Annotated in this window: 19 protein-coding genes and 1 pseudogene; 7 read left to right on the top strand and 13 right to left on the bottom strand. The window is 69.6% G+C overall.

Annotation, left to right across the window (positions count from 1 at the left end):
* Position 1: 1 nt before the first annotated feature.
* From D0Z67_RS12280 to D0Z67_RS12270, 3 genes are all read left to right on the top strand, one after another.
* Positions 2 to 2,308, top strand: coding sequence for a hypothetical protein (locus D0Z67_RS12280; RefSeq protein WP_131589641.1), 2,307 nt, complete (start codon positions 2 to 4; stop codon positions 2,306 to 2,308).
* A 37-nt stretch (positions 2,309 to 2,345) separates the two neighbouring features.
* Entirely contained in the window at positions 2,346 to 3,083 is a 738-nt protein-coding gene (locus tag D0Z67_RS12275) for a hypothetical protein (protein ID WP_131589640.1), read from the top strand.
* 137 nt (positions 3,084 to 3,220) lie between these two features.
* Entirely contained in the window at positions 3,221 to 3,682 is a 462-nt protein-coding gene (locus tag D0Z67_RS12270; protein WP_031184162.1) for a hypothetical protein, read from the top strand.
* Between the two features lie 614 nt (positions 3,683 to 4,296).
* Here D0Z67_RS12270 and D0Z67_RS12260 read toward each other — a convergent pair.
* Together D0Z67_RS12260 and D0Z67_RS12255 are read right to left on the bottom strand one after the other, a co-directional pair.
* Positions 4,297 to 4,482 (bottom strand): annotated as a pseudogene (locus D0Z67_RS12260) (integrase core domain-containing protein); the annotation flags it as partial.
* A 16-nt stretch (positions 4,483 to 4,498) separates the two neighbouring features.
* Positions 4,499 to 5,569 carry an IS110 family RNA-guided transposase gene (locus D0Z67_RS12255; protein ID WP_031184163.1) on the bottom strand — a complete coding sequence of 357 codons (1,071 nt, stop codon included), beginning with the start codon at positions 5,567 to 5,569 and terminating at the stop codon, positions 4,499 to 4,501.
* Positions 5,570 to 5,901: 332 nt separating this feature from the next.
* Between D0Z67_RS12255 and D0Z67_RS12250 the strand changes: the two genes are divergently transcribed.
* Positions 5,902 to 6,936 carry an IS110 family RNA-guided transposase gene (locus tag D0Z67_RS12250; RefSeq protein WP_031184164.1) on the top strand — a complete coding sequence of 345 codons (1,035 nt, stop codon included), beginning with the start codon at positions 5,902 to 5,904 and terminating at the stop codon, positions 6,934 to 6,936.
* A gap of 437 nt (positions 6,937 to 7,373) precedes the next feature.
* Here D0Z67_RS12250 and D0Z67_RS12245 read toward each other — a convergent pair whose 3' ends face one another.
* From D0Z67_RS12245 to D0Z67_RS12220, 6 genes are read right to left on the bottom strand one after another with little or no spacing between them, the layout of a single operon-like run.
* On the bottom strand, positions 7,374 to 8,369 hold the full coding sequence (locus tag D0Z67_RS12245) for a beta-ketoacyl-ACP synthase III (protein WP_051888213.1): 996 nt from the start codon (positions 8,367 to 8,369) through the stop codon (positions 7,374 to 7,376).
* A 54-nt stretch (positions 8,370 to 8,423) separates the two neighbouring features.
* Positions 8,424 to 9,161, bottom strand: a complete 738-nt coding sequence (locus D0Z67_RS12240) for a DsbA family protein (protein WP_031184166.1) — start codon at positions 9,159 to 9,161, stop codon at positions 8,424 to 8,426.
* Positions 9,162 to 9,163: 2 nt separating this feature from the next.
* Positions 9,164 to 10,024: an alpha/beta fold hydrolase gene (locus tag D0Z67_RS12235; RefSeq protein WP_131589639.1), complete on the bottom strand. Its 861-nt coding sequence runs from the start codon at positions 10,022 to 10,024 to the stop codon at positions 9,164 to 9,166.
* Complete coding sequence (locus D0Z67_RS12230; RefSeq protein WP_031184168.1) at positions 10,014 to 11,141, bottom strand: beta-ketoacyl synthase N-terminal-like domain-containing protein; 1,128 nt, start codon at positions 11,139 to 11,141, stop codon at positions 10,014 to 10,016. Before D0Z67_RS12230 ends, D0Z67_RS12235 begins: the two co-directional genes overlap by 11 nt.
* The gene (locus D0Z67_RS12225) at positions 11,141 to 12,349 is read right to left on the bottom strand and encodes a beta-ketoacyl-[acyl-carrier-protein] synthase family protein (RefSeq protein ID WP_031184169.1); all 1,209 of its coding nucleotides are present in this window, start codon (positions 12,347 to 12,349) and stop codon (positions 11,141 to 11,143) included. Before D0Z67_RS12225 ends, D0Z67_RS12230 begins: the two co-directional genes overlap by 1 nt.
* 4 nt (positions 12,350 to 12,353) lie before the next feature.
* Positions 12,354 to 12,614: an acyl carrier protein gene (locus D0Z67_RS12220; protein WP_031184170.1), complete on the bottom strand. Its 261-nt coding sequence runs from the start codon at positions 12,612 to 12,614 to the stop codon at positions 12,354 to 12,356.
* Positions 12,615 to 12,912: 298 nt separating this feature from the next.
* On the opposite strand from D0Z67_RS12220, the gene D0Z67_RS12215 reads away from it, so the two are divergent.
* Positions 12,913 to 13,524 (top strand): lysophospholipid acyltransferase family protein, encoded by a 612-nt coding sequence (locus D0Z67_RS12215; RefSeq protein ID WP_158713921.1) that lies wholly within the window; start codon positions 12,913 to 12,915, stop codon positions 13,522 to 13,524.
* Positions 13,525 to 13,596: 72 nt separating this feature from the next.
* On the opposite strand, the gene D0Z67_RS12210 is transcribed toward D0Z67_RS12215, so the two are convergent.
* From D0Z67_RS12210 to D0Z67_RS12190, 5 genes are read right to left on the bottom strand one after another with little or no spacing between them, the layout of a single operon-like run.
* Positions 13,597 to 14,361, bottom strand: a complete 765-nt coding sequence (locus D0Z67_RS12210) for an SDR family oxidoreductase (RefSeq protein WP_031184172.1) — start codon at positions 14,359 to 14,361, stop codon at positions 13,597 to 13,599.
* The gene (locus tag D0Z67_RS12205; RefSeq protein WP_031184173.1) at positions 14,361 to 14,618 is read right to left on the bottom strand and encodes an acyl carrier protein; all 258 of its coding nucleotides are present in this window, start codon (positions 14,616 to 14,618) and stop codon (positions 14,361 to 14,363) included. The genes D0Z67_RS12210 and D0Z67_RS12205 overlap by 1 nt, the downstream gene beginning before the upstream one ends.
* A gap of 37 nt (positions 14,619 to 14,655) precedes the next feature.
* Positions 14,656 to 15,450, bottom strand: a complete 795-nt coding sequence (locus tag D0Z67_RS12200) for an SDR family oxidoreductase (RefSeq protein WP_031184174.1) — start codon at positions 15,448 to 15,450, stop codon at positions 14,656 to 14,658.
* 55 nt (positions 15,451 to 15,505) lie between these two features.
* Positions 15,506 to 16,507, bottom strand: coding sequence for a beta-ketoacyl synthase N-terminal-like domain-containing protein (locus D0Z67_RS12195; protein ID WP_051888217.1), 1,002 nt, complete (start codon positions 16,505 to 16,507; stop codon positions 15,506 to 15,508).
* Positions 16,504 to 17,694, bottom strand: a complete 1,191-nt coding sequence (locus D0Z67_RS12190; RefSeq protein WP_031184176.1) for a beta-ketoacyl-[acyl-carrier-protein] synthase family protein — start codon at positions 17,692 to 17,694, stop codon at positions 16,504 to 16,506. Before D0Z67_RS12190 ends, D0Z67_RS12195 begins: the two co-directional genes overlap by 4 nt.
* Positions 17,695 to 18,078: 384 nt before the next feature.
* On the opposite strand from D0Z67_RS12190, the gene D0Z67_RS12185 reads away from it, so the two are divergent.
* Together D0Z67_RS12185 and D0Z67_RS12180 are read left to right on the top strand one after the other, a co-directional pair.
* Entirely contained in the window at positions 18,079 to 19,011 is a 933-nt protein-coding gene (locus D0Z67_RS12185) for a sterol desaturase family protein (protein WP_031184177.1), read from the top strand.
* Positions 19,008 to 20,597: an MFS transporter gene (locus tag D0Z67_RS12180; protein ID WP_051888218.1), complete on the top strand. Its 1,590-nt coding sequence runs from the start codon at positions 19,008 to 19,010 to the stop codon at positions 20,595 to 20,597. Before D0Z67_RS12185 ends, D0Z67_RS12180 begins: the two co-directional genes overlap by 4 nt.
* Positions 20,598 to 20,636: the final 39 nt, after the last annotated feature.

Raw genomic sequence — 20,636 nt, 5'->3', positions numbered from 1 at the left:
CATGGCCGAGCCCGCTTCTGAGACCAGTGCCGAATCCCATCCCCTTCCCGCCCCTCAAGGCAGCGGACCCGACGATGAAGGGCGGGCGGACGGCCCCACCGCTGTCACTTCCGGTGCTGATGCCGATGGAGAGGCCTTTACAGGCACAGGGACGGACGAGGCCGGTCCGGCGCATGACGTCGCAGCAGGCACGGAGCCCCACACGGAGCCCGACGAGGTGGACTCATCCACCGCTGTGGCCGGGACTGCCCCACCGCCGGCCGGCTCCAGCGGCGCGACCGCCAGCGTCCATGCGCAGACCAATCACGGCACCATGATCGGCCAGTGGTTCGAGGCTGTGCAGCGACACAGCGGCGCTCCTCTGCCCCCGGAAAGCGTCGAGCGGGATCTCTCGGACTATCTGCCCGTCGAGAACGAGGCGGAGCTGTCGGTCCTTCTTGAGGAGAACCGAGCGCTCGTGCTGGTCGCTGACCATCTCGGCAGCGGCCGTTGGACCACGGCGCTCCGGCTTCTGACCACCCGGCCAGGCGATCCCCTGACCCTGCGCCGGGTGCGCAGGGGAGCCGGTGACGCCTTCAGCGCCGAAGGGCTCAAGGGCTACAAGCGCACCGGGTGGATCCTCGACCTGAGAGCAACGGGTGAAGGTGTCCCCGCCTCCTGCGACTTCGGGCTGGAACTCCTCCAGGCCGACGATCTGCGTGATGACGACTCCTACCTGGTCGTTGTCGTCGGCAGGGAAGTGTGGGACCGCATCGGACACGGAGCCGGAACTCTCGCCCGCACACCGAAGGCACCCGCAGCGGCCGCTCTCTTCATGCGGTATCTGCAGTCCGCCGGAATCGCGGACCCCCAAGCCTGGGCCGGGGACCACCGCTTCAATGAGAAGCTGCCCCAGCTTCGTCCTGGCCAGGTCAAGGACTGGGCCTCGACCCTGGTGCGAGCCGAGTTCGAGTACCGGAGCACGACCGGCCAGGGCACGGAATCCGGGTCTGCCGGATTCGAAGCGGTCGTCAAGGCAGCGGGCAAAGCTGTGTCGGGCTGGATGGACGTACTGACCGACTGGCACTGCGTACCCGGACGAACCAGCTACGACCGCAACTACCTGCTGCTGGCCTCGGTCTGCGACGGTGAACCCATCGACGATGTGAACGAGAAGGTGCTTTCCCTGTCGCGTGCGCTGGGAGAGAAGGGCCAGCAGTCCGTGCGCTTGGCCGGGCAGCAGGGGCCGGGACTGATCCAACTGGCGCGTCAAGCCGGGGCGGAACTCCTGCCTGACGGAAGGCTGCGTTTTGCCGGGCCGGGCTTCGCCGAAGCCGTGGTGCGGTACTTCCTGTTGGACCGGCCCGAACTGGCCAAGCCGTTCATGAAGTGGACGGCGCAGCTGTGTGTGAAACTGCCGACCTCTCAGGCGGAGAACCTGGCGGAACGCCTGGCGCCCTGGATCCTGCATCATGCGCAGGCCGCCCGGTCCACAAGGATGTTGCTCGTCGTGGCCGAGAACTGGTCGGCGAACAGCACCCTGCAGCGTCAGGCACACGCACTGCTTGTCACGGCGGCCCTGGACCCGCAGATCGGCGAGCTCACCCGGAAGGCAGCCGGCAGCTGGGCGGAGAGGCAGAACAGTGCCCCGCTGCTGAAGACTCTCGCGGCCGTCTTCCAGAGCGTGACCCCGGCTCACCCCAGGCGGATGCTTCGCCGTCTGGGTGACCTGGCGGGCTCGCTCGACGAGCGGGCGCAGCTGGGCGCGACGGAGAAGGCCGAGGTCGCGGAGGCAGTCGGAGCGGCCATCGATGCCCTGTGGGGCGATGATGATCTGCATCCTCAGCTGCGTGAAACGCTGAACACGTGGTTCGACAGCGAACACAAGGGGCAGCAGCAGGCCGCAGCGAGCGCCTTCATGTATCTCGCCCTGCAACAGGATGAGTTGGGTGCACCCGCCCTGTTGACCGGCCCCGGAACCGTTCCCGACTGGGTGATCCGCGGGTGGCGGACCGCTCTGGAAGCTGAGGAACCCACCTCGCTGGCTCGCCAGGCGTGTGCGGCCTGGCTGGACGCCTCAGCGACACGCCCTTCGGCTTCCGACCGGATCTTCAGCACGCTGGTGCGAGCAGTCCACGACACTCCCACCGACCACCTGCGAGGCCTGCGCTTCCTCAACATGGTCCGCCTCGCCGAACACTGGCTGACTCAGGGGACAGCACCGGACCAGGAAGACCGTAACCGGCTCCGTGCCGCCCTGATGCAGAGTGTCCGGCACGCCGATCCGCACCACCGACCCGAGCCTGAGGGCGAGCCTGCGGGTGACTAGAGCCTGGCCCTGGTCAATGCGCCGAGGCCAGTTCCACGTGGACTTCACCGCCGCGAGTGCTGACGAGGGCTTCCGCTTCGCGGTGCACGTACAGGGGCAATGGCGCCGGCGAGGCCGCCGGCACTACGCGCCAGCCGCCGCCGCGGCCTCCCACGTGATCGATGACATCACCAAGCTGGCGGCGGGCTTCTCGATCCTGTCGCCCACCGCGCTGCAGGAGCGAGCCAACGCACGCCTGGGCCGGCCGGCCCGCTTGCCCAGCGAGGGAGTCAGCGTGACGTGGGCCCTCGTCCAGATCCACGTCACGCCCGAAGACCTTGAGGCGGCGCAGAGCCGCATCCGGGTCCGAGCCCAGGCCCGGGCGGACGCCGAACTCAAGCAACTGCGCATCACCCAGGCTGCGGCCTACCGGGACCAGCTGCGTGAGGACCCCACGCTCGCTCTCGCACAGCTGCTCCTGGAGTCGCCCGAGGCGGTCACCGAGCAAACCGTCACGATCATCCCCAAGATCGCCGAGCAGGTGGCCGCCTACGCCCCGGGGGCGGCATGGGTTCAGACAGCCCATCTGCTGGCGGAGTGGTACGGCACCATGCCGCCCGACGCCAAACAGTTCGTCATCGATCGCTTGTGCACGGTGGCCAGTGAATTCGCCGGTGAGGAAGTGGCCCAGCGGCTCAAGGGCGTCTACGGCTCGCCTACGGGCGATGAACCTTGGCCTGCGGGAAATGCCCATGGCCGTTCAGAGGGCGCAGCCTACGGCCGGGCCCGTACGTGATCACAGGCTGAAGGGTGTACTTCGGTCTGCCCGCCATCGGCGGTTTCGATGACGGGCAGCCTGGGAGCCGGTTGGGGGTTCACTCCTTGAGCGGTACGTGTCTTGCTACTTGAATAGCGGGCGGTCAATCTTGATGCATGCACACCACCCATGTCCTGCCATCGGCCGTCGACCGCCGCGTCTATTTGCTTCTCCTGGATGACGAGAATCGACTCATGCTGTGTGGTGGCTGCTGTAACGGCTGGACCGTCCCTCAGGTCCTCCTCGAGCCGGGCGTTGACTTCCAGGAGGGGGCTGTGCGGCATCTCGCCCGTCGATTCCGGATCGAGAACCCACGGTTCGGCTCCGTCTACGGCATTCACGAAACGAGCGAGTCGGACTGTTGGGAGCGTGGCCATCACACTGTTTCCCGCATTCTTATCGTGAGGATCAACGCTCAGGAAGCCGCGTCTTTTCGCTGGATGTCCGGGTCTCACACGATGTGGGGCATCAATCAACTGACGTCTCGGCATCAGGAGATTTCTCCCGAAGGCGTGGCCCTTCTCGTGTCCGGCTACGTGGAAGGCTGGCTTCCCGACGGTCCGGTTTCCTTCCGCTGATGCGGAAGCGCACAGCGTCGCGCCACCTGTCGCACTGACGCCGTCGTGCCACTTGCCCGGGAGCGGAGCTTCGGCGTGTCCTCATGCTCCGTCTCATTCGACCACAGGGTTTTGCCGGCCTCGTCGACCGCCGCTGCGCAGTGGTGGCCCCTGCCCGCGTTGATGCCTGCCCAGACTTCGGCCTGTCGCTCACACATCCGCCCCTCCTCGTTCCGCACGGATTGCCGTCGGCCCGAGGAACACCCCGCTGTCTCCGTAATCAGCGACCGCACGAAGCGCGCACATCTCAATCAGCAGCCAGGACGCCCCGGAGAGCCGGACGGCCACTCCTTCGCAGCCACGACTGGCAAGACCCGATCAGCCACATCCGGCCCTCCCGGGCCACCCAACAACTTACGGAGCTCAGTAAGTGATTCCCATGGCGGAGCGTCTGGGCGTGGTGAGGGCCACCGCTGCCGCATGGCCGGCGTCGACGGGCACGTCGGCCAGCGTCGAGCCGGGAAGTGTCGCGGGGGCGGGACCGGTGCCGACGTACACCGTGCCGACCCCAGCGGCCAAACCGTGGCCAGTGCCCTGAGCTTGATCCGCTTTGACGGACACCATCGGTGTGGTGGTCAGGCTGCCAGAGCTGCCTCGTAGTCCGCGGGACTGCGGTAACCGAGGCTGCAGTGCAGTCGGTGCAAGTTGTACCAGCCTTCGATCCACTCGAATGCGGTGTGGGCGGCCGACCTGCTCGGCCAGGGCTGGGCGCCGATCAGCTCGTTCTTCAAGGTGGCGAAGAACGACTCGGCCAGCGCGTTGACGCTCCTAAAGTTGTCAACTCGCCGCGGAGGCCGTCCGTGGGGTCGGCTGAAGCAGGTGGTAGACCTCGCGGATGACGTAGCGCTTGAGGCATCTGATGATCTCGCGTTTCGTCTTGCCTTCGGCTGTGCGGCGGGCGACGTAGTCGATCGTGGGCTGGTGGATCCGCATTCGGACGATGACGGTTCTGTAGATCGCAGCGTTCAGCTGGCGGTGGCCACCGTGGTTGATGCGATGCCTGCCGCCGGTCATGCCGGAGCCGGTGGGCACGGGAGCGATGCCCGCGAGCTTGGCGAGAGCGGCCTCAGACTTGATCCGCTCGGGGTTGTCGCCGGTCACGACGAGGATCTCCGCGGCCGTGTCCACGCCGATACCGAAGGGCTCGAGCAGTTGCGGGGCGACCCGCTGGACCAGGTCGCCAATCATCTTCGTCAGCTCCTTGGCCTCGGCGTCCAGGTACTGCCACCGCTTGGCGAGCGTCCGCAAGGTGTGCCGAAGTGCGTCCTCGGGTCCTTCCAGACGGCGAGGACGCAGAGCTGCCAGCTGCCGCGCCAGGCTGATCTGTGTCTTGCCGGCAGTCTCCCGGCGCAGGGCGTCCGAGGCATGGATGAGTATCGCCTTGATTGTGATCATTGCCGCCGCGCGCTGTTCAACGGCCTGGTCATGGGCGATTTTGAGCTGGCGGATCATCTCGGCCTCGCCGTCGGCGGTCTTCGGCGTGGCCGTCGCGAACCCGGCCAGCACGGCGCGGGCGGCGTTCTCGGCGTCCAGGGTGTCGGACTTTCCGTTCATGCGCCGCAGCCGCCGGTCCGGGCGTCCGGCCTCGACCACCTTGTGGCCAGCCCTGCGCAGGAATGAGGTCAACGTGGCGCCGTAGGAGCCGGTGCCCTCGATTCCGAAGGCCAAAATGTGACCGAACGAGTCTGCCCAGTCAGCCAGTTGCTGGAAGTCGCCGGTGTCGGTGGGAATCGTGAGGGTGGCCAGGATTCCGCCGATGGTGTCCATCACCGCTGCGACGTGCACGTGCTTGTGCGTGTCGACGCCGATTACGACGTGTCCGGACCTGGGTTGCTCGCTGGTCTGCACGGAGTTCCTTCCGGTCGGTAGCGTGGGGTCACGCTGTCGCCGGTCGGACGGACAGGACTGTCACGGGACGCTTTGGCGAGTCGGCTCCAGGCTCCTGACTTGTTGAATCGACCGCAGACGCTCGGTCTGCAGCCGTAGCGTCCAGGGTGTCGGTCGGCACGGGCCCGCAGTGCTCCTTGCCGCCCTCGGGCTGGCTCACTGATAGCGTGCCGCCGCCGGCCGACACCCGCGCGGTGTGGCTCGACAGAGGCATGAAGGTGACGCAGTGACTTCAAGTCAGGGTGCCCGCCGCACTCCCTTTCCTGTCTCATCGAGTGCGAGGGCAGCAGTCTGTGATCCTGATCGGTGTCGATCCCCACAAGTCGTCCCACACCGCCGTCGCCGTCGATGCCGCCGGCCACCAGGTGGCCCAGCGCCGATTCGTCGTCAACGCCGGAACCTTCCGCCATCTGATGCGCTGGTGCGAGCAATGGCCCGACCGTCGTTTCGCGGTCGAGGGCGCCGGCGGCCTGGGCCGCCCCCTCGCCCAGCAGCTGGCCGCCGCCGGCGAGAACGTGGTGGACGTGCCCTCGACCCTGTCGGCCCGGGCCCGGCTGCTGGCCACCGGCGGAGACCGGAAGACCGACGCCAAGGACGCCCTCCACGTCGCCCAGGTTGCTCTCTTCCGCACCGACCTGCGGCCCGTGGTCCAAGAAGACCAGACCACGATCCTGCGGCTGCTGACCGAGCGGCGGGACGACCTGGTCCACGAGCGCACCCGCGTTCTCAACCGGCTGCATGCCGTCCTGCGCGATCTTCTGCCCGGCGGAGCACCCACCGGTCTGTCGGCGGACAAGGCCGCGGCCTTGATGAAGGGCATCCGGCCGGTCACGGCCACCGACAACTGCCGCCGGGACATAGCCCGTGACCTGCTGGCCGACCTGCGCAGACTGGACCGGCAGGTCAAGGACAACGAAGCCGAGATGCGCGAGGCCGTCGCCGCGACCCGCACCACACTGACCACCCTGCCGGGCCTGGGCACCGTGCTGGCCGCGAAGGTCATCGGCCACATCGGGGACGTCAGCCGGTTCCCCACCGAGCACCACTTCGCCAGCTACACCGGCAGCGCACCCCTGGACGCCTCCAGCGGCAACAACGTCCGCCACCGGCTCAACACCGGCGGCAACCGCGCGCTGAACTCGGTCCTGCACACCATCGCCGTCTGCCAGATCCGCGACGGCGGGCGCGGGCAGGACTACTACCTCCGCAAGATCAGCGAGGGCAAGACGCCTTCGGAGGCCCGCAGGGCCCTCAAGCGACGCCTGTCCAACGTGGTCTACCGGATCATGAAACGAGACCAACGAAACCACCTCGCCCATGCCGCTTGACACACAGAGGCGCTATCAGGTCAACCCGCGCCGGGGCCGCTCGCTCCCACGGCGGCAGCCATCTCGCCACCAGATGGCACGGGAACTGGCGTGTTCACCGGGCTCTCCCCGGCCAGCACCGACACGAGCTCCTCACGCCCCACCCGGGCCCGCTCGACTCGCTCCCGCGGCGGCATCCACCTCGGCTTGAGCCTGCTCCAGAACCTCCGTCCAGGACTCCAGATCCTGCCTCGCCCGCGCGTCACGCTGTTCCATCAACCCCAGCACCGACGGCATCGCACCCTCCTCGATCCACGACAAGCCGTCCGCTGCCTGCCCCTACACCTCCGCGATCATGCCCCGCACACGAGAAGTCCCTGTCCATCGAACAGGGACTCCTCCCTTTGCCACAACGCACTGAGGAGAACCAGCCGCGTACGGACGCCCCGGCGTCCCGGTCAGGGGCAGATGACGACCTGCGCCGCGTAGCTGAGGCCTGCGCCGAATCCGACGAGCAGCAGGATGTCCCCGCTGGTGATCCGCCCCGCCGCGCGCATGTGGTCCAGGGCGAGCGGAATCGAGGCGGAGGAGGTGTTGCCCGACTCCGCGATGTCGTCGGCGACCACCAGGTCGGGGCGTGCCCCGTCCGCCTTCAGCTGCCTGGCGATGGAATCCACGATCCGCAGGTTGGCCTGGTGCGGCACCAGCGCGTCGATGTCGGACAGCCGCAGCCCGGCCCGCTCGACCGCGCGCGCGGCGACCGGGGCGGCTGTCTCCGTCGCCCACCGGTACACCGACAGCCCGTCCTGCTCGATGTGGGTGCGGTTCCAGATGCCGACGGTCGACACCCGGTCGCCCGCGCTGCCCCATACGACCGGCCCGATCCGCGGCTCGTCGGACGGGCCGACGACCGTGGCCCCGGCCCCGTCGCCGAAAATGATGGCGGTGTTGCGGTCGGAGTGGTTCACCCAGTCGGTGAGCTTCTCCGCGCCGATCACTAGGACGTGGCCGGCCGAGCCCGACCGCACGAGGTCGGACGCGGTGTTGACGGCGTAGCAGAAGCCCGCGCAGGCCGCGTTGAGGTCGAACGCCCCGCCGGCGCGGATACCGATCCGGTCGGCCACCTGTGCGGCGGCGTTCGGGATCGGGGCGGGCATCGTGCAGGTCGCCACGATGACGGTGTCCACGCCGGACGGATCGAGCCCCGCATCGGCCAGGGCTTTGCCGCCCGCCTCCACGGCGAGGTCCGCGACCGAGGTCTCGGGACCGGCGTAGCGGCGATGGACGATGCCGACCCTGGTCCGGATCCATTCGTCGCTCGTGTCGAGCACAGCTGCCAGATCGTGATTGGACACCACCCGGTCGGGCAGGGCGCTGCCCAGGCCGAGCAGCCGCGTGTGCGGGGAGCCGCTGACCGAGCGCAGCCTTTTGCCCGGGTTGTCGATGCCGTCCATGTCTTTCTCTCCGTGTGGGTTGAACCGGGTCATTGAGGTGCGGTGCCACGCAGGTCAGCCGCAGCCGCCCGCCGTGTCCCGGTCGTACGCGCCGATCCGGCCGGCGAGCCGGGCTGGTACGCCATCCAGCGGATCGGTCTCGACGGCCCGCGCCGCCTCGGGGGAGGAGACGTCGCCGAACACCGTCTCCAGGGCCGTGACGAACTCGTCGAGCCGGTCCAGGCCCCAGAGCCGTTCCCGGCCGATGCGGAAGTAGGGGAATCCGAAAATGTCGTCCTCCCACGCCGCCTCGAGGACATCCACCGCTTCCGCCCTGATCTCCGGATCGAACTCGGCGGCACGCAGTGCGGCACCGTCGAGCCCGGCCGCGTCGGCGGTCCTGATGAACACGTCCTCGTCGTAGATGCGTTCCCCGCGGTGCCAGCGCGCCTGGACGAGCGCCCGGTACAGGACGTGTTCCTCGCCTCGGCGCCGGGCCGCCAGCCAGGCCAGGTGCGGCAGCTCCCACTCCTGCCCCAGCTGGTCCACCGGCCACACCAGCGGATAGCCGAACCGGGCCGCCGTCCGCTTGATGTCCCCGAGCATGTAGAGGTGCTTCGCCTTGCTCATCGGCGTGTACAGCACCTCGGCGCCCCGGTCGTGGAGTGCCTGGCCCAGCTGGGGTTCGGGCTCCCAGAACGGGTAGTAGTCGATCAGCTCGGTGGCCCGCGGGAATCGGCGCTCCAGCTGGTCCACCGCCATCCAGCTGTACGGGCTGCGAAGGCTGAAATACAGCCGCGGACGCCTGCGCATGCTCATGCACTCCCCCGTGAACCGGTAAGGGCGCCGGAGCCGGCCTCTGCCCCGGCCAGGAAATCGGTGAACCCGGCTGCCACCTCGGCCGCGTGGCTGACGTGGAAGCAGTGGCCGTAGCCGGGCCGGTGCGACACCGTCACCGCCGGCGCCGCCAGGGACAGCGCCGTACCCCGTCGCTCGACGAGCGCCGGGTCGCTCTCGCCGACCAGTACCCGGGTCGGCGTGCGTATCGCGGAGACGGGGAAGGTGCCGGTGGCGGCGAACCGCAGGTACAGCGCGTGGATCCCGGCCGGACCGATCCGGTCGAGCGCGGTGTCCACGATCATCTCGAAGAGCGCCTCGTCCATGCCGTCATAGCGGGTGCCCAGGGAGATGCGGATGCCGTCGGCCACCGCGAACCGGAACGCCGCGTTGAACTCCCGCTCCAGCGCGTCGTCCACCGTGTCCTCGGCCGGGCGGTAGAACGGTGCGAACAACATGGCCGTCGCCAGGTCGGGAGCGTCCGGGGCGCACAGCAGCTCCAGCACCGCGTTCCCGCCCAGCGAGTGGCCGAGCAGCGAGTGGACGGGACCGTCGAGCAGTTCCAGAGCGCCGCGCAGCCACTCCCCGGGGGTTCCTGCGGCACCCCAGCCGTAGTCGTTGCCTGCGCGCCACGGCAGGTCGAGTGCGGCCAACCGGAAGTCGCCTGCCAGTTCCCGGGCCAGCGGCTGCCATTCACGCCAGCCGCCCTCGGCCCCGTGCACCGCGACCACCAGCGGTCCGGTGCCGTCGGCCAGGACACGGACGCCCACCCGATGCCCGCCGATCTCCCGGGCGGCCACCTCAGGGGCGTCCTGTGGACGCGTGCGCTCAACTGCCACCGTTGCTCTCCCTCTTGCTCCAGCCGCGCAGCACCACCGCGCCGACCGCTCCGTCCGGCGAGACGGACGTCACCAGGGACACCTCGCCGTCGTGCCCGGAGTCGGCGCGGTGCCGGGCGAGGACGGCGGCGATCTGCACCATGCCCGAGGCACCGCCGCACTCCCCGGCGAACTCCTTGACCCGCAGCCGCTCGGGGCCGCTGGAACCGAACACCTCCCGCAGGGCCGCTCGTTCGACCTCGTCGAGGCGGGCGATGCCACCCTCGCCGGTCGATACGACGGCGACCTGGTCCGGGGTGACACCCGCGGTGCTCAGCGCGGCCCGGATCCGCTCGGCCAGGCCCGTCGCGAAAGCGGTGCCGCCCCCTTCGTACTGGCCGAACTCGGCGGAGAGGATCTCGGCGTCGATCGGCTTGCCGGCCGCCCTGGCGGCCCTCGCGTCCTCGGTGACCAGCACCACTGCGGCCTCACCGAGCGGAGCCCGGGACGGATCGCCGGCGTGCGTGTGGTGGTCGCCCCAGGCGCGGTGCGCGCTGAACTCCTCCGTCGCGCCGAGCAACAGGGTGTCGGCGTGCCCCCGGCCGATCAGGGTGCGGCCATAGCGCAGTACCGAGACAGCCGCCAACTCGCCCGCCGGAATGGTGCAGTTGGCGCCGCGGAGTTGGTACCAGATGGCGCAGCGACTCGCCGCGCAGTTCATCACGGCGTTGGGGAAGAGCAGCGGTTCCACCATGTACGGGCGCTCGTTGACCAGCGTCTCCCGGTCGAACTCGGCGGTCGCCCGCAGGCTGCCCAGCGTGGTGCCCAGCACCACGCCGACCTCGTCGCGGTTGTCCTCGTCCACGACGAGGCCGGCGTCGGCCAGCGCGAGGCCGGACGCCGTCACGGCGAACGCGGTGCTGCGGTCCAGGCTGGCGGTGCGCTTGCGGCCCAGGTGCTCCCGTACGTCGAAGTCCGTGATCGCACAGGCCTTGGGCTGCGGCAGCGGCTCGTCGAACATACCGCTCACATCCGCGAGCCCGCTCCTGCGCTCGGCCACGGCCCGGGTGAACTCGTCCGCGCCCGCGCCCAGGGGGGACAGGACCCCCCAGCCGGTGACAGCGAGTGTGGTCGGCATCAGGCGACCTCCCCGAAGACGGTGACCGCGTTGTTTCCGCCGAATGCGAACCCGTTGTTCTGCACGATCCGCAGCCGGGCCGGGCGCGCGGTGTTCGGCACCGGGTCGATCCCCTCCAGCTTCGGGTCCGGGGTGCTGTAGTTGATGGTGGGCGGCATGAACCCTTCCTTGATGCCGAGTACGGACGCGATGGCGCCCAGGCCGCTCGCCGCGCCCATGGTGTGGCCCAGCATCGACTTGATGGAGCTCATCGGCGGCGGGGTCGCGCCGAACACGTCCCGCACCGCGTTGGTCTCCGTGAGGTCGTTGGCCGGGGTACCCGTGCCGTGGGCACAGATGTAGTCCACGTCGGACGGGGAGATCCCGGCATTCCTGTGGGCCCTGCGGATGCAGCGGGCGATGCCCTCGGCGTCCGGTGCCACCGGGTGGCGGGCGTCGCAGCTGAGGCCGTAGCCGAGCACTTCGGCGTAGATCCTGGCGCCGCGCTCGCGTGCCGAGTCCAGGGTCTCCAGGAACAGCGCCGCCGCTCCCTCGCCGGCCAGCACTCCGGTGCGGTCCCGGTCGAAGGGGGAGCAGGCGTCCCGCGCCATCAGCCCGCAGCGGTAGAAGCCCGCGTGCCCCCACCGCACGATGGAGTCCGCGCCGCCCGCGACCATGTAGTCGAGCTCGCCGCCCGCGATCATGTCGTAGGCGTTGCCGATGGTGTAGTTGCTCGCCGAACAGGCCGCCGAAAGCATCATGGAGTCGCCGGTGAAGCCGAGCTCACGGTTGACCGCGGCGCCGATACGAGACGCCGGGGTCAGTGCGAACTCCGCGCCGGCCAGGTCGTCGAAGCCGTCCCGTACCCAGTCCTCGGTCAGGTGCTGGACATGGAGGGCTTCGCCGGTGCAGGTGCCCACACTGGCACCCGACCGGGGGCCCGTGATCTGCTCGGGGTCGATCCCGGCGTCCTCGACGGCGAGCCGGGCCGCGGCCGCCGCGAACAGGCTGCTGCGTCCCCACTCGGCGGGGTCGAGCCGCTCGAGGATCGTCTCGGGCTGAAAGCCCCGGACCTCGCCCGCCATGACGTGCGGGAAGCCGGTGGTGTCGAAGCTGGAAATGGGGGAGATTCCGCTGTGCCCGGCGCGCAGCCCGGCACCGAAGGCGGCGATCCCGATCCCGATACTGGTAACCGGTCCGAGCCCGGTGATGACAACGCGCCGGTCCACGTGCTCAGTCCTGCCAGTTCGCGACGTGGGCGACGACCTTGTAGACGGCGGTCAGGCTCGTCATGTTCGGCAGCTCGGACTGCGGCAGCTCGATCTTGTACTTCTTCTCGATGCGGGCCAGCAGCTCGATGGCGCGCAGCGAGTCGCCGTCGTGGTCCTCGATGAACAGGTCGTCGTCGCCCAGGTCCTCGGGCTCTATCTCCAGGGCCGCCGCGGCGAGCTCCCGGAGTTCTTCGAGGCGCTGCGCCTGCAGGGTCTGGGACATGTCAGCCTCCGATGTACGTAATCATTGATGAGTTGTCGGGTGACCGGAACAATATGCGAGAAGCAGCGTAACGGCATGCCGCTAACCACCCACTAAAGCGCTACTTTCATCTGACTGACAGCCGCCCTTAAGGCGGCTTGCGATTGCGTCCCATACGAATCAGGATTCGCGACGAAAGTTCCTGCGGGGAGGCACGCCGGGCCCCCGCGCACCGACGGAAAGACAGGTTGTGCGCATGCTGTGGACGCTACTGAGGTGGATTTTCGTCATTCCACTCAGGGTCATTTTCCGCCCTCGGGTGACAGGGGTCGAAAACATACCCAGGAATGGGCCGTTCATTGTCGCGGCCAATCATCTGTCGTTCTTCGACTCCATATTCATCTCGCTGCTCGCGCCCCGGCGCATGTACTTCGTCGGCAAGCAGGGCTGGCTGGAACAGCCCGGTGTGAAGGGGAAGGTGCAGGGGCTGTTCTTCCGGGGCGTCGGAATGGTGTCGGTGGACAGCGGAAGCGGTTCGACGACGATGGCGGGTCTGGAGACCTCGCTGCGCCTGCTCGACCGCGGGCACGGGCTGGGCATCCACATCGAAGGCACCCGGTCGCCCGACGGACGCTTGTACAAGGGAAACACCGGCACCGCCTGGCTGGCGCTGCGCAGCGGTGTGCCGGTCGTCCCGTGCGGCGTGCTGGGCACGGAACGGGTCCATCCGAAGGGGGCGAAGCGGCTGTACGTCACCCGGTTCGACGTCTGGTACGGCGAGCCCCTGCACTTCACCGAGCACCATGGCCGGGAGTCCGACCGCAGGGTGCGGCGACAGGTGACCGACCGGATCGTCCGGGAGATCGGGGCGCTCACCGGACAGGAGTACGCCGGCATCTACGCGGAGACCGCGAAGAGCCGAGTCGCCTGACGGGGCGAGGCTCCTCCCCGTGGAAGAGCCTCACCTTTCCCAGCGCCGCCGGCGACCCGGCCCCGACCCGGCTCAGCCGCTGATGCCACCGTCGATCTGGAGCACCTGGCCCGTGATGTACGCGGACTGCTCCGAGACGAGGAAGGCGACTGCGTCGGCGACCTCGGCGGCCGTACCCGCCCGGCCGAGCGGGATGTGCCGCAGCACCTTGGTCCGCGCCTTCTCGTTCATGCCGTCGGTCATGTCCGTGGCGATCAGGCCGGGCGCCACGACGTTGGCCCGGATACCGAACCGGGCGACCTCCTTGGCCAGCGACTTGGTGAAGCCGATGATCCCGGCCTTCGACGCCGCGTAGTTGGACTGCGTGGCGTTGCCGTGCACCCCCGTCACCGAGGAGATGTTGACGATGGCACCGCCCTGCTGCTTGATCAGCGGGAAGACCGCCGCGCGGCACGCGTTGTAGGTGCCGGTGAGGTTGGTGTCGATGACGCTGTGCCAGGCGTCGGGGCTCATCGTCGCCAGCGGGGCATCGCTGACGATGCCCGCGCTGGTGACCACGGCGCCCAGCGGGCCGAGTGCCTTCTCGCTCGCGGCCACGAAGTCCGCCATGGCCTGTGCGTCCGTCACGTCCACCGCTGCCTCGAACACTCGGCGGCCGTGCTTCTCGGCGAGCCGCTCGATCAGGTCGGCGTCCGCCGGACGGCTGCGGTAGCAGTAGCTGACGTCGTACCCGTCGGCGAGCAGGCGCTCCACCACCGCCCGGCCGATGCCGCGCGACCCGCCGGTGACGAGCGCGACCCGCGGGTCCTTCGCGGCGTTGCTGTCGGCCTGGGTCATCACACTGCCACGACCTTCTCGGCGAGCAGGTCGAAGACGGACTTGAGGGAGCGCACGTCCTGAAGGTTCGACTCGTTGACCTTCACCTGGTACTTGCGCTCCAGCGTCACCAGGATCTCCATGGCGAGGAGGGAGTCGACGTCGAGGTCCTCCTTGAAGTCGGCGGTGTCGGTCACTTCGTCCACGTCGACGTCGATGACCTCGGCGATGGTGCTGCGAAGGTCCTCCAGGTCCAGGACCGGTGCCGGCTGCGGCATGGGTTTCTCCTCCGTTGTGTCGGTGTGGTCGTGCGGATCAGACGAGGCCTTCGCCGCCGTCGACGGCGATGGTGTTGCCGGTCAGCCATGACGATTCGCTGGCGGAGAGCATCACGATCGCCTCGGCGACGTCCTCGGGCGTCGTCGTCCGGCCGTGCGGGTTCCCCTCGGCGGCACGCCGGGCGAGGTCGTCGCTGCCCGGAATGCGCAGCAGGGCCGGGGTCGGGGTCATGCCGGCCCGCAGGGCGTTGACCGAGATGCCCGCCGGGGCGAGTTCCACGGCCAGCTGGCGCACGTGGGCGCCCAGGGCGGCCTTCGCGGCGGCGACGGCGCCGTAGCTCGGCATGGCGTGCTCGTCACCGCGGCTGGTCAGGGCGAACACACTGGCGCCCCGCGGGAGCAACCCCGCCACGTACAGGTCGCGGACCCAGTAGACGAGGCTGTGCCCCATCACATCGGCGGTCATGTTCATCTGGCGCTGCGTGATCACGTCGGGTTCCCCGTCCCGCGGGATGAGCGGGAGCAGGCTGCCGAAGGCCAGCGAGTGGAGCAGCACCCGCACGCCCTGCCCGCCGGTCAACTCGGCGAGCTCGGCGACCAGTTCGGCGCGGTTCTGGGCGCTGGCCGCGTTGCGGTTGTGGAAGGAGACCTGGACGCCGGTGTCACGGAGCTCCGCGATCAGCTCGTTGACCTCGTCCTCGTGGGCGGCGGTGCTGAAGTGGACGCCGCAGATGTTCGCGCCCTCGCGGGCCATGGCCAGGGCGGTGGCCCTGCCCATGCCGCTGGAGGCGCCGAGGATCAGGCACCACGTTCCCTTGACAGGTGACAGCATTTCTACCTCTTGGTTTGTGCACGTATGCCGTGCTGGGGTTCCGTCTTGCGGGAGTTCAGGGCCGTGGGGCGGTGGAGTCCGCGGTGTCCGGTGTCCGGATCAGCGCGAGAGCGGCGTTGCCCGAGCGGCCGGCGACGACCACCAGGTGCGCGCCGGGGCCGTCCGCGCGCAGCGCGCGGGCAAGCAGTTCCACCGGTGCCAGCGCCCCCGCCCGTGGCCCGGACAGCTTGGTCGTCACGGAAGCCCGGGTGCCGCACCAGGCCCGCACCGAGGTTTCGACGGCGGCGGCCACGGGCGAGGCGTCGGTGACCAGCCGCACGGAGGCCAGGCCCGAGGCGGGCAGGCTGGGGGCGTGCAGCGCGTCCAAGGCCGCACACACCGCGTGCCGCGCGCGCTCGCGGCCCGCTGCCCGGTCCAGTGCGGCGGGCGGCAGGAAGCACAGGGCGGTCCGCAGCGACGCGCTGTCCGCCGTGGTCCCCGCCTCGCGGGGGCGCAGCATGAACAGCGCGGCGCCTTCTTCGGGGGTGGCGGTGCCGCAGAGGGGGTCGGCCGCCTCGGTCGCTCCGGCGAGGACGACGTCGCAGCGTCCTTCCGCAAGCTGCTGCGCTGCCACGTGGAGCGCCTGGACACCGGCGACGCGCTCAGAGGTCAGCGTCAGGTTGGAGCCCTTGATCCCGTGTTCGGTGGACAGCTTCGCGGCGACCAGGTTGACCGAGAAGAACGGTGTGGTCATCGGGCTGAGCAGCCGGATCCCGTCCTGCCGCACGGTCTCCTCGATCTCAGCGTGCAGGGGTGCCACGGCACTGTTCGTGCCCACCACGGCCGCCCGCCGCTCCTCGGCGAGGAGTTGCGTCATCACCTCGCCGCCGGGGGAGCCCATGGCCTCGCGAGCGGCGGCCAGCAGGTACTGACAGGCATCGGGAAGGTACTTGTAGCCGCGCGGCCCGAGCCGGGTCCGGTAGTCGAACCAGGCCGCCCCGCGCGCGAGTCCGGCAGGCGGCACCACGAGCCCCACGCCTGCGACGGTGGCCTCCGCCACCGTGGTCCGGGCCGTCACAGCGCTTCGCCTCCGAACACCAGCGAGAAGTTGGCTCCACCGAATCCGTACGCGCTCAGCAGCGTGTTCACCCCGGGCAGCGGGGTCGGTCCGTGCTGCGGCAGCCAGACGTCGCAGTCGGTGTCCTGCCGGGCGAGCGGCACGTTCGCCGGCGCCTGACCGTGCCGGGCGATCAGCGCGGCGCAGACCGCCGCGAACGCCGCCGCGGCGCCCGCACTGTGGCCGATGAAGGCCTTGAGGCTGAACAGCGGCACACGGTCGAGGTGCTCTTGGAGCACCTCGCGCAGGACCCGGGACTCCAGTGCGTCGTTCTGCTCGGTTCCGGTGCCGTGCGGGATGACCAGGCCGATCTCCTCGGGCCGCATCCGGGCGTCGCACAGCGCCTCCCGCGCCACCCGCACCAGTTGGCCGCCCTCCGGGTCCGGCGCGGTGGGGTGGTGGGCGTCGCAGCTCCAGGCGCTGCCGCGCAGTCGGCCGTAGCGGCGGCGGTCACCCGCGGCCCGCGCGGACCGGACCACGAGCATCGCCGCGCCTTCGCCGAACACGGTGCCGCGGCGGTTCTCGTCGAACGGGCGGCACGCCTCGGGGTCATTGGCGCCCAGCCTGCTGAAGCTGGACAGCGGCACCGTGCCCAGCGCGTCCGCCCCGCCGACCAGCACGGTGTCGGCCTCGCCCCGCCGCACCATGCCCATGGCGAGGGTGAGGGCGTAGCCGCTGGCGGCGCAGGCATTGCTCACGCTGAGGTTGGTGCCGAACGCGCCGAACTCGTCGGCGACCGCGGAGGACAGCGCGAACATGGGCTCCCAGTCGCCCGCCGCGCCGGCTCCGGTGTCCGGGCCAGGGCCCATGTCGCGTTCCCCGGTCGCACCCCCTGCCGTGCCGATCACCACGGCCATGTCCGTGATCTCGGCGTCGGTCAGGCCCGCGTCGGCCACCGCCTCGCGGGCGGCGTACAGCGCGAACTCCGTTGCGCGGGCCCGTCGTTCGGCGGGGGCCGACGACCACGGACCCGCCCCCGTCACCTGGTAGGCCAGGGCGTCGGGAACTCGTTCGGTCAGTCCGGGCACGGGTTCCGGACGGCTGTCGGCCGCCTTGAGCCCGGCCCAGAACGCGTCGGTGCCCAGCCCCAGGCAGCTCACGGCGCCGACTCCGGTCACCAGGACGTCCAGGGGGTCAGGGGAGTGCATGCTCGGCTCCCTCTCATGGGGCGGCTGTCGGAGGCGGGGACGATCGGCAGGGGGCCGGCTCTCGATCACCGCGAGAAGACGAATATGGCCGGAGATTCGGTTCTCATGCGCTGCGCACATCGCGACACGCACCATTCGACCAAGTCGACGTGAGCCTACAGGGCAGCCGCTAAAGCTCTGCTTAATACCCGGTAAGAGGCCGCTGAGCTGCGACTGAAACACCTTCGAGGGCGGCCTCGATAATCAGACAGGAAGGCGATCTTTAAGTTCCGCTTTAGGGGGGTCGAATTAGGGTTCCGAGTGACAACAGGACGGCACCGTGCGGCGTTTCCTTAAAGCCGCGGGACACATCCGGCAGGGGCGCATGAATCAGAGGAGTTACCGATGCTCGACAAGGTGATGGACCGACTGCACGACCCAGCGGTCTACGCCCTTCCCGCGATGGCGCTGCTGATCGTCATCGAGCTGGTGGCGATGAAGTTCAGCGACGACGAGGAGCAGACGGGGTACGACCTCCGGGATCACCGGACGAGCATCCTCACCGGCCTCGGCTCGCTGGTCTCCTCCACCCTGCTGCGCACCCTGGCCCTCGCCCTGTACCTGCTCGTCTACGAGTACGTCGCCCCGTGGCACCTGTCCTCGACGAACTGGGTGACCCTGGTCCTCGTCTTCTTCGCCGTCGAGCTGCTGCTCTACGTCTACCACCGGGCCTCCCACGCGATCCGGCTGATCTGGGCGGGGCATCAGGTTCACCACTCCAGCCAGTACTTCAACCTCTCGACGGCCCTGCGCCGCAAGTGGGCCCAGTGGTTCGAGAAGGCGATCTGGTTCCCGCTGCCGCTCTTCGGCGTGCACCCCGCCCTCGTCTTCTCCATGCACTCGATCCACCTGCTGTACGGGCTGTTCTCCCACACGGAGAAGATCGGCAAGCTGCCCCGCTTCATCGAGTACGTCTTCGTCACGCCGTCCCACCACCGAGTGCACCACGGCACCGAACCCGAGTACATCGACAAGAACTTCGGCAGCATCCTGATCATCTGGGACCGCGTCTTCGGCACCTTCCAGCCCGAGGTGCAGCGCCCGACGTACGGCCTGACCAAGCAGATCAACAGCTACAGCATCTGGCATGTGCAGGTGCACGAGTTCGCCAACATGTTCCGGGACGTGCGCCAGGCCCGCACCTTCAAGCACAAGCTCGCCTACGTGTTCGGACCGCCCGGCTGGAAGCCCGCCGAGGAGCGGACCCGCAAGCAGGACGGCGGCGGCTCCGGGCAGCCCGACGCCGGCGCCGGAAGGACCAGTGAAGCTCTCGCATGACTGAGGAGACCCGGCCGAGGCCGCGCCCGGACGGGCCGACCGAGCGGCGGCCTGCCAGGCCGGCCCGGCGAAGCGTACGCGGACACGCGTGGCTGACCCTGGTCACGCTGTCGGTGGGCGCGATGATGGTCTCGCTGGACGGGATGATCGTCGCCGTCGCCCAGCCCGCGATGCAGAGTGCCCTGGGGGCCGACCTGACCGGCATCCAATGGGTGACCAACGGCTATCTCCTGACCGTCGCCGCGCTGCTCATCACCGCGGGAAAGGTCGGTGACCGCTTCGGCCACCGCAACGTCTTCCTCATCGGCGTTGCGGGCTTCACCGCGGCGTCGGTGGCCATCGGTCTGTCCGGGAGCCTGGGCTGGGTCATCGGCCTGCGCATCGTCCAGGGCGCTTTCGGGGCGCTGATGCAGCCGGCCACACTGGGCCTGCTGCGCAGCGCCTTCCCGGCCGAGCGGCTCAACATGCCGATCGCCGTGCGCAGCGCGGTCATCGCGGCGTCCACGGCTGCGGGACCGGTCGTCGGCGGCCTGATCGTCGAACACGCCGACTGGAGCTGGGTGTTCTTCCTGAACGTGCCGCTCGGTGCGATCGCGCTGGCACTCGGGCTCACGGTGCTGCGCGACGTGCGCGCCGACGGCGCCGTCGGCAGGTTCGACGTCACCGGCATGGTGGTCCTCGCGGGCGCTCTCTGCTCGCTCGTCTGGGGCCTGGCCGAAGTCCCGCACAGCGGCTGGGCGGACACCGTCCCGCTGCTCGCGCTGATGGCCGGCGCCCTGCTCCTCACCGGATTCGTCTGGTGGCAGGGGCACGCGGCCGACCCGCTGGTGCCGCTGCGGATCTTCCGGTCGGTACGGTTCTCCGTCGGGGTCTTCACCATGGTCGTCATGGGCTTCGTGATGGTCGCGGCCCCGTTCGTGCTGGTGTTCTACCTGCAGAACGTGCTCGGGCTGACGCCCGCCCAGTCGGGTGTCCGGGTGCTCGCGCTCACCCTCCTGATGATCGTGGGCGCGCCCCCGGCCGCCATGTGGATCAGCCGTTCGGGCCCGCGCACCCCCGTCGTACTGGGGCTCGGTGCGATCGCCGCCGCGATGGCCGCACTCTCTCAACTGGACGCCCGCACCGGCACGTTGGAGATGACGCTCTACTTCTTCCTGTTGGGCGTCGGCTTCAGCCCGGTCATGGTCGGCGGCACCAAACTCGTCATGAGCAGCGCCCCGATGGAACTGTCCGGCGTCGCGGGCGGCATGCAACAGACCGCCATGCAGATCGGCGGCAGCCTGGGCGTCGCCACCGCGGGCACGGTCATCGCCGCGCACACCGCGTCGGTGCTGCCCGGACGGCTCGCCGCCCACGGTCTCGTCCTGTCCCCGGAGCAGGCCGACACGGCTGCCCGCAAGGCCGCCGTCGGGCTGTCCCCCGACCTCGGCCTGCCCGGCGCCACGCGGGAACTCCTGGCCCGGGTGAGCCAGTCGGTCTTCCTGGAGGGCATGCAGTACGCGCTGCTGGCCACCGCCGCTGTGGCCGCCGCCGGAGCCCTGGCGGGCCTCGCCATCGGTCCGGGGAAGACCGCACAGCACCAGTGACCGGGCCACCTGTGTCCCCGGCCGACCCGCGCCCCAGGC

The organism is Streptomyces seoulensis (genome assembly GCF_004328625.1).
In the GTDB taxonomy this organism is placed as follows: domain Bacteria; phylum Actinomycetota; class Actinomycetes; order Streptomycetales; family Streptomycetaceae; genus Streptomyces; species Streptomyces seoulensis.
This window is presented reverse-complemented; position numbering and strand designations above follow the sequence as displayed.

Bases quoted from the DNA above. Each gene is read 5' to 3' on its own strand.
- D0Z67_RS12280 (WP_131589641.1), top strand. From the start codon at position 2: ATGGCCGAGCCCGCTTCTGAGACCAGTGCCGAATCCCATCCCCTTCCC.
- D0Z67_RS12270 (WP_031184162.1), top strand. From the start codon at position 3,221: ATGCACACCACCCATGTCCTGCCATCGGCCGTCGACCGCCGCGTCTAT.
- D0Z67_RS12245 (WP_051888213.1), bottom strand. From the start codon at position 8,369: ATGGACGGCATCGACAACCCGGGCAAAAGGCTGCGCTCGGTCAGCGGC.
- D0Z67_RS12240 (WP_031184166.1), bottom strand. From the start codon at position 9,161: ATGCGCAGGCGTCCGCGGCTGTATTTCAGCCTTCGCAGCCCGTACAGC.
- D0Z67_RS12230 (WP_031184168.1), bottom strand. From the start codon at position 11,141: ATGCCGACCACACTCGCTGTCACCGGCTGGGGGGTCCTGTCCCCCCTG.
- D0Z67_RS12220 (WP_031184170.1), bottom strand. From the start codon at position 12,614: ATGTCCCAGACCCTGCAGGCGCAGCGCCTCGAAGAACTCCGGGAGCTC.
- D0Z67_RS12210 (WP_031184172.1), bottom strand. From the start codon at position 14,361: ATGACCCAGGCCGACAGCAACGCCGCGAAGGACCCGCGGGTCGCGCTC.
- D0Z67_RS12205 (WP_031184173.1), bottom strand. From the start codon at position 14,618: ATGCCGCAGCCGGCACCGGTCCTGGACCTGGAGGACCTTCGCAGCACC.
- D0Z67_RS12200 (WP_031184174.1), bottom strand. From the start codon at position 15,450: ATGCTGTCACCTGTCAAGGGAACGTGGTGCCTGATCCTCGGCGCCTCC.
- D0Z67_RS12190 (WP_031184176.1), bottom strand. From the start codon at position 17,694: ATGCACTCCCCTGACCCCCTGGACGTCCTGGTGACCGGAGTCGGCGCC.
- D0Z67_RS12185 (WP_031184177.1), top strand. From the start codon at position 18,079: ATGCTCGACAAGGTGATGGACCGACTGCACGACCCAGCGGTCTACGCC.
- D0Z67_RS12180 (WP_051888218.1), top strand. From the start codon at position 19,008: ATGACTGAGGAGACCCGGCCGAGGCCGCGCCCGGACGGGCCGACCGAG.